This is a genomic window from Psychromonas sp., assembly GCF_983033635.1.
This window is the reverse complement of the sequence record NZ_CEZLMY010000054.1, coordinates 1-7,540: the sequence shown is the minus strand read 5'-3', so window position 1 is coordinate 7,540 and position 7,540 is coordinate 1. Positions and strand designations below refer to the sequence as shown.

The window sequence follows — 7,540 nt, the reverse complement described above, 5'->3', positions numbered from 1 at the left end:
GAGAAGTTTTATTTAATGATTTACCTGTTAATTTATCGCGCCGCGAGTTAAATCTTCTGGAAGTGTTATTACAAAATCAGGGCAAAGTGATGTCACGATTTTCATTAGAGCAAACCCTGTACAGCTGGGATGATGATATTGAAAGCAACGCATTGGAAGTACATATTCATAATCTGCGTAAAAAAATAGATAAGAAACTGATTAAAACGGTGCGTGGTGTCGGCTATATGGTGGTTAAAGATGAACTTTAACCATTTGTTAATAAAAAAAACGGGATCAATAAAGCGCTTTTTAGTGCTGGTTATTACTCTAGTGTTCACGGTTTTTCTCTCTATCGTTTACTTGCTCAGTGCCTCGCAAACAGAACACGAAATTGGTGAAATATTTGATGCGCAGCTTGCCCATAGTGCCTTTATTTTATTTAATCTGCTCGGCGAGAGCGTGCCGACCATTGATCAAACAAGCTTACATCTACCAATTGTTTATCATGGTTTTGAAAAAACTGCGCGAGCCGATAGAACAAAAGTTGATGACGAGCGTTTTCGAGAGCAACAGCTGCGCAACAATGAAAGCTTCATTTATCAAAACAAGCTTGCTTATCAAGTGTTTAATCAAGCTGATAAACTGCTGATAAAATCAAGTAGTGCGCCGGATATTGCCTTAGCCAATAAAAAACAGGGCTACAGTAATATCCAAATAGAAGGTGAAATGTGGCGTGTTTATGCACTTTACGATAAGGATTGGGACTTCTGGCTATATGTGGCAGAAAGTGAATCAATACGCGATGAATTATCAGAAGAGATTTCACTGCAAATAATATTGCCCGCTATATTCATATTTCCTATTTTTCTATTATTACTTATTCGCATCATCCGTTTTGGCTTAACGCCATTACAGCAGTTGGTAAACAGCATTAATAGCCGTGAAGCCTATAGTTTAAAAACCATCAATCTTGACATAGTTCCCGAAGAATTAAGCCCGGTACTCAATGCGATTAATGCATTAATAACCCGTTTAGATGATGCGTTAACCCGTGAAAAACGTCTTACTGCCGATACAGCGCATGAACTGCGCACACCGTTATCAGTGGTTCTGATTCATGCGCAAAATGCATTAAACAGTAGTAATGAACAAGATCGTGATATCGCATTACATGAGTTAGATAACGGTATTAAACGGGTTGCGCGTCTGCTTGAACAGCTACTGACCTTATCGAAAATAAGCCCCGATACTATTCCCAAAACAGAGATTAAATTTCATCATCTCTGCCAGAGTATATTGGCTGAGATGGCGGTGAAAATTATGGGTAAACAGCAAGAGTTGGAGCTCGTTTGTGAACCCCAAGACCAGGAGGTCAGTTTCCCCGGCAGTGAATTTTTACTGGAGATATTGATTCGAAATTTACTGGATAATGCCAGTCAATATACCCCGGAAAAGGGTGTTATTAAACTAACCATCAAGCAGCATAATCAGCAGCTGCTATTTAGCGTTGAAGATTCAGGTGTCGGTATCGATCCCGCTTTATACCCTCGTCTAACAGAGCGTTTTTACAGGCAGTATCAGCAACAGGGGAAGGGCGCGGGTTTAGGGTTAACCTTGGTTAATAACATCGTTGAATTTCATCATGGGCAACTAAGCTTTACCAAATCACCACTGGGTGGATTACAGGTTAATGTTACGTTTGCTATTATTTGATTTTAATTGCTAGCCAATCTGATAATTAACAGCTTATTTAATCCTTATGTACATTTATTAGCCGGAAAACGTAAACAGAAATTGCAAAGCAGTAAAAAGATTTGCGGAGCCTGCCTTTCTAATGCTTAACTGCCTCTGCTTTTTCTACTTTCTTTTTTGCTATGTGCAATAGCGCGTAATATCAATTTCAGCGGTGAGCTATATACCCCGCCCTTTTAGTCCTGTAATACGCTGTAATATTATTTTACGTTGCATTTAGTATGATGTTCGCTTCAATATATTGATTAAAAAGAATATAAAGTATGACAGTGCGCGAATTTGACGTGCCAAATTAATAATTAATCTCGCAGATAGGTGTCACCTTAACAGCTGTCGCAAATCACAATTTTGCGCAATTGCAGTCGAACATATTGATTGCATAAAGATTAGTATGTGTTGTGATGATTAATTTAAATAAGATAGGTGTTGCGGCTTTTCGTGCAGTGTGATGCCTATAAAGCTGTTATGCCCTTGAAAGGTAAATGAGTATGAAGTTTGATTTCCATGTTGGAACGATAGATGAAGTTTTAGATGTTGATGCTCAAATACCAGAGTTTGATGGTAGAACGACAGCAAATAAACTCATGACTAAATTAGCTGATAAAGCCAATTTAATTCTAATCGCAAGCCATGATAACAAGCCAATGGCATACAAAATTGGTTATGAAGTTTCTAACACTGAGTTTTATAGTTGGCTTGGCGGAGTTGCTCCAAAGTATAGAAAACAAGGTGTCGCAACCGAGTTACGAAAGCTACAAGAATCATGGGCTATTGATAATGGTTATAGCGCAATCAGCGTAAAATCAATGAACCAGTATCCAGCGATGTTGCAGTTGCTAATTTCTAGTGGCTATCAAATATCAGGTTACGAAGATAATGGTTGTGTTACCAGTAGTAAAATCAGGTTTATAAAACGCTTAAAATGACGTGCATAACAAGGCAAATCAAGCAGACGCATTACGGCTGTTACTGTTTTTACTAAAACAAAAAGCCAGCAAAAACAACGCCATCCTATGCGCTGTTGTTTGCGGCGTTATTTCAGTGTTAACCACAATATAAGTAGCAATGTTTTATGAAATCTCCAGATCGCAATACTGTTTCTAAAATGAGTGATTTGCCTAATGTTGGGAAAGCAATCTCAGCTGATTTGGAAAGAATAGGCTTAACTCATCCCAAGCAATTAATTGGTAAAGATGCTTATGAGTTGCATAAGTTATTATGTACCGAATTGGGATGGAGGCAGGATTATTGTATTATTGATGTTTTTTTATCTGCGATTTCATATATGGAAGGTGGAGAAGCTCTTCCGTGGTGGCACTTTACCGAAGAGCGGAAATTAAATATTAAATAATCACTGAAGCAAGCAAATATTGCTAACAAGTTGCTGGACACTAATTGAGGACAGCCATACCTTTTTGACGTATTGCGAAATAGCATTTCAAGAAAAGAATTGGCTGTCCAGCCTTTTTCTGGACAGAATAACGAAAGTAAGATGTTTTATTATCGGACACGTAAAGGCAAAGTCTGCACGAGTAAATAAATAACTGAAAAGCCGGATGCGGTAGTTCCGCACATCCGGATCTGTGTGGGGTCGGTCTGGTAACAGATCGCTCTACCACTATTGTGTAAAAGGAAATTCAGTGTCATCTGATCAAAAACATTTTTTATTCTTATATATTGCGTTAACTAGTTTCCAAGGATTCGAAGGGGTTGTTGATGCTTAGGTTTGACCACTGTAATGTCAAGACTTGTGCTGATGAGTTGCTTGCCTTAGGTAATAACAACATGAAGATGTGGTACATCTTTGAGTGGTTAGCTAAACATGATGAGTTGCAATACGGAACCCAAGCCGAAATCGTTAAACTTTATGTTGATGATGAGTTGGTTGGCTATAGCCTCCTTGAGAATTTCGAAGCCCGTACTGATAAAATTGTGCATCATCAAGGTGTTACTTATCAGGACTTGGGTGTGGTTCATTTCGTAACTGTCCATGAACATCGTAATAAAGGTTATGCCACGCTGCTGGCTAATGCTTTGTATAAAGAGATCATTGAACCAATGTTGGCTCGTCATAGCGATGTTCATGCTTATGTCACTGCTACTGGTCGTGCGGTTCCGTTGATGGAGCGCACTGATATTCCCCCTATTAATCTGGTTAAGCAATTCTATTCGGATGTTTCGTTTGAAGTGAAGGTGGTTAACTACCTAAGAGGACAAGAACAAACCATTTAAGTCTTTAACATACTAGACCAACGGGCCGTGTCTTGCCTTTTGCCTTTTTTAATGGTGATAAAAAAGATCAGAAAGCCACTAATTGAGGACTGCCATACCTTTTTGGCGGATTGCGAAATAGTATTTCAAGAAAAGGATTGGCTGTCCCGTATTTGTGCTGAACAGCCTGATTAATCCAGGCTGTCTATTTTTTGCTGCGCAGGGACGAGGCTAATAGCTCCATGTTAACCCTGTAGAGAGGCTGCTTATCAATATTTTTCATTTTTCTTATAAATGAATATACTCATCGACTATGAACATGCCATCCGGCTCGGCATATTTTTGAGTCTTTTTATTATACTCGCCGTCGTAGAGTTTTTATTTCCGCTCGCCAAACGTAAATGCTGCCGACTCCGTCAGTGGTCGGTAAATCTGTCTCTGGCTTTTCTTGCTAGTCTTTTTTTGAATATTCTCCTGCCGTTACTGGCTGTCGGTGTCGCCCGGTTTGCTGCTGATCATTCAATCGGATTTTTTAATATTATTGATATTCCTTATGCGGCCACTGTTATTTTAGCGCTGCTGATGCTGGATCTGCTTATCTACGGCCAGCATGTTCTGATGCATAAAATACCGCTACTTTGGTCTGTGCATCGTATGCACCATACGGAAATCGGACTTGATGTCAGCTCAGCTGTTCGTTTTCATCCTATTGAAATCATTATTTCCATGCTGATTAAGATGCTGTTTGTTTTGATTTTAGGTGTTCCTGTGGTCGCGGTGATTATTTTTGAACTGTTATTAAACGGACTGGCGCTTTTTAATCACAGTAATCTTAAACTGCCCAAGGGAATTGATAAATTCCTGCGTAAATTTATTGTCACCCCGGAAGTTCACTGGATTCATCATTCAGATATAGCGCAGGAAACTAACAGTAATTATGGTTTTAACCTGATTTTCTGGGATAAACTGTTTTCCACTTATAGAGATAAACCGGCATTAGATTATCCGATAATGCGCCAGGGGCTTAGTGAGTTCGGTGTAGAGCAGTCTTTAAGTTTATATAAACTGTTAATGCTGCCATTTCAGGGAAATAAACGCTGAACGGTAACTGTTTAGGAGAACTTTGCTTTTATTGCATCGCGCACCTGTTTATGAACCGGATCGTTTAAAAACCTACGGTGATAAACCATATGAACAGGCATTTTAGGCACTGCGGCCGTGTCTGGTCTTTTGTCTTTTTTAATGGTGATAAGCATGGGACTGGCACCTAACGATGTGACTTTGGATGCTGTCGGTGTTTTTACCGGTACGCAATGCGGTAACTATTAAAGCAGAGCTAATATCTGATCTCTTCAAGAGCTTTCTATGGATATCTCTTTTTTTCAAGTTCAGGAGGTCTGACCCCAAGAATTTAATCTGCATCCACTATTTAGCGTTGAAGATTCTGGTGTAGGTATCAACCCCGCTTTATATTGCCGTCTTACAGAGCGTTTTTACAGGCAGTATCAGCAATAAGGGAAGGGCGCTGGTTTAGGGGGTAAAGTAATCATACCTTGAACTCGAGGTAAGCAAATCGATACAGTGCTGCTATTTTTACGTATTTCTGCGTTAAACCTTTTTAGCTCCTTTGGTATAAATAGTAGTTGCCTAATTCACAAGCTTGGCCTTATTAAATTTAGCGATTATTGTGTTGTCATTTGATATAAGATCTGCAACTCTGATTCAACATTAGTTTGTTCTATATTTAACTGCTCGATACATTGTTTAATTTCATCAAGTGATTGTTTTTTGCAATGTGCTTCAATTTGCAGCAATAGCTCTACCATTTTATTTGCGCCAAGGTTTTGATAACTTGATTTTAAACCGTGTGCGAGTTGCCACAGTTGCTCAAAATCTTGTTGTGCCAGCGCGCTGCTAAACTTATTCATTTTATCCGGTACTTGTTTATGATACTCAACAAGCAAGCGCCTAATTAAACTTGGTCTTCCGGGACGCTGCAGATTTAAAATTTGTTTAATCACCAGTGAATCTAAATGTTTAAAGTCATTATCATTTTTGTTCACAGGCGCTTCAGTGACTTTTTTCAGTTCCGAATTAACCTTTTCAGCGGACAGGTATTGTTTATTAACTTGCGGCTCTGCTAACCACTGAATTAATTTATCGATTATTTGTTGTTCCGAAAATGGTTTACTAAGACAGTCATCCATTCCGACAGCAAGGCAATGCTGGCGATTTTCTTCTCTTGCATCGGCAGTCAGGGCTATAATGGTGGTCTGTTTATGCTTTCTCTTTTCGAGCATGCGAATTTTTTGTGTCGCAGCAAAGCCATCTAATACCGGCATATGACAGTCCATTAAAATAATGTCGTAATCATCAGCTAATATAGCGGCTATCGCTTGCTCGCCATTTTCTACTGAATTAACTTCAGCGCCATGATTTTCGAGTATGATTTTGGCTAACTCCTGATTTACTTTTTGATCTTCACATAACAATATACGTGCCTGTAGTTGCGTATTCTCTTCGGCAAAGCTTTGCCTATCAGGAAGAGGTAATGCCTGACCAATGTCTAACAGCAGAGTAAAGGAAAATTCGCTGCCAGCACCCGGTTGGCTTTTGACTTCTATATTTGAATGCATTAATTGTACTAATTGTTGACAGATGCTGAGCCCTAAACCAGTACCACCATATTTTTTAGTGGTACTCGAGTCTGCTTGCCTGAAAGACTCAAAAACAGCACTCTGGACATCACCATCCATACCAATGCCCGTGTCTTTTACAATCAGCTTAATAGTTGCTTTTTTTTCCATTATCGCCAGTAATTCAAGACGCAGGGTTACCCGACCCTTTAAAGTAAATTTAATTGCATTGCTGAGTAAATTGGTAATAATTTGGCGTAATCTAAGTTCATCACCGATTAACCAACAGGGGCATTTATGATCGAACTCTAAGGTAAGTAATAAATCTTTTTTAGCCGCATTAACCGACAGCAGATCAATATTTTGTTGTAATAACTCTCTGATATTAAAACTTTGTAAATGCAGCTCCATTTTATTTTGTTCAATCTTTGAAAAGTCTAAAATTTCGTTAATTATTTCGAGTAAGGAATTGCCGGATGAATAGATGATATCGACTAGCTTTTGTTGCTGATCGTCTATATTGGTTTTTTTAAGCTGTTCCGTCATACCGAGCAGACCATTCATTGGAGTACGTATTTCATGGCTCATATTGGCTAAAAACAGACTCTTAGTTTGGCTGGCTTGTTCGGCAATTTTCTGTTGCACCTCCGCCTGATTAAACTGCACTATGGCGCGCAGGCGTGCCTCCTGGGCATTAGCCAGTTTTAATTGGCTTTTTTTGAATTCGTTTGCCAGCCAGCCGATTTCGTCAGATTGAGGGAAATCAAGCTTAACAATTTGGCCATTGGCAAATTGTTTGACCGCAAAACCTAATTGCTGCAAGGGCCGGACAAAAAACGTTCTCAATAAAGCCAATAAAAGCAGCACCACAAAGATAACTGATAGTATGGTTATAGTGACAGTCGTGGTTAAAAAATCACTCATCTTGGCCTGATATTCGAGCTCCGGTATCATCACTA

The 7,540-nt window shown here is 39.2% G+C and carries 7 protein-coding genes; 6 read left to right on the top strand and 1 reads right to left on the bottom strand.

The features are described from left to right. The 6 genes from AC4GME_RS09275 to AC4GME_RS09250 all read left to right on the top strand — a co-directional run. The coding region (locus AC4GME_RS09275) for a winged helix-turn-helix domain-containing protein (RefSeq protein ID WP_490379282.1) at positions 1-251 on the top strand (251 nt) is incomplete at its 5' end. Further along, positions 241-1,695 carry an ATP-binding protein gene (locus tag AC4GME_RS09270; RefSeq protein WP_490376777.1) on the top strand — a complete coding sequence of 485 codons (1,455 nt, stop codon included), beginning with the start codon at positions 241-243 and terminating at the stop codon, positions 1,693-1,695. The genes AC4GME_RS09275 and AC4GME_RS09270, both read left to right, overlap by 11 nt. A 527-nt stretch (positions 1,696-2,222) precedes the next feature. Next, positions 2,223-2,660, top strand: a complete 438-nt coding sequence (locus AC4GME_RS09265; RefSeq protein WP_490376776.1) for a GNAT family N-acetyltransferase — start codon at positions 2,223-2,225, stop codon at positions 2,658-2,660. Between the two features lie 146 nt (positions 2,661-2,806). Then, a complete protein-coding gene (locus tag AC4GME_RS09260) occupies positions 2,807-3,085 on the top strand; it encodes a helix-hairpin-helix domain-containing protein (protein WP_490376775.1) in 279 nt (92 codons plus the stop codon). A gap of 434 nt (positions 3,086-3,519) precedes the next feature. Beyond that, on the top strand, positions 3,520-3,966 hold the full coding sequence (locus AC4GME_RS09255) for a GNAT family N-acetyltransferase (RefSeq protein WP_490379281.1): 447 nt from the start codon (positions 3,520-3,522) through the stop codon (positions 3,964-3,966). Positions 3,967-4,287: 321 nt separating this feature from the next. Further along, entirely contained in the window at positions 4,288-5,046 is a 759-nt protein-coding gene (locus AC4GME_RS09250; RefSeq protein WP_490379280.1) for a sterol desaturase family protein, read from the top strand. A gap of 581 nt (positions 5,047-5,627) precedes the next feature. Here the strand turns inward: AC4GME_RS09250 and AC4GME_RS09245 are convergent. Next, positions 5,628-7,540 (bottom strand): ATP-binding protein (locus AC4GME_RS09245; RefSeq protein WP_490379279.1); only part of this gene is annotated, 1,913 nt, incomplete at its 5' end.

What these genes read in the sequence shown, in the direction of transcription:
- AC4GME_RS09255 (WP_490379281.1), top strand. Translation starts at nt 3,520, where the DNA reads ATGAAGATGTGGTACATCTTTGAGTGGTTAGCTAAACATGATGAGTTG.
- AC4GME_RS09265 (WP_490376776.1), top strand. Translation starts at nt 2,223, where the DNA reads ATGAAGTTTGATTTCCATGTTGGAACGATAGATGAAGTTTTAGATGTT.
- AC4GME_RS09260 (WP_490376775.1), top strand. Translation starts at nt 2,807, where the DNA reads ATGAAATCTCCAGATCGCAATACTGTTTCTAAAATGAGTGATTTGCCT.
- AC4GME_RS09270 (WP_490376777.1), top strand. Translation starts at nt 241, where the DNA reads ATGAACTTTAACCATTTGTTAATAAAAAAAACGGGATCAATAAAGCGC.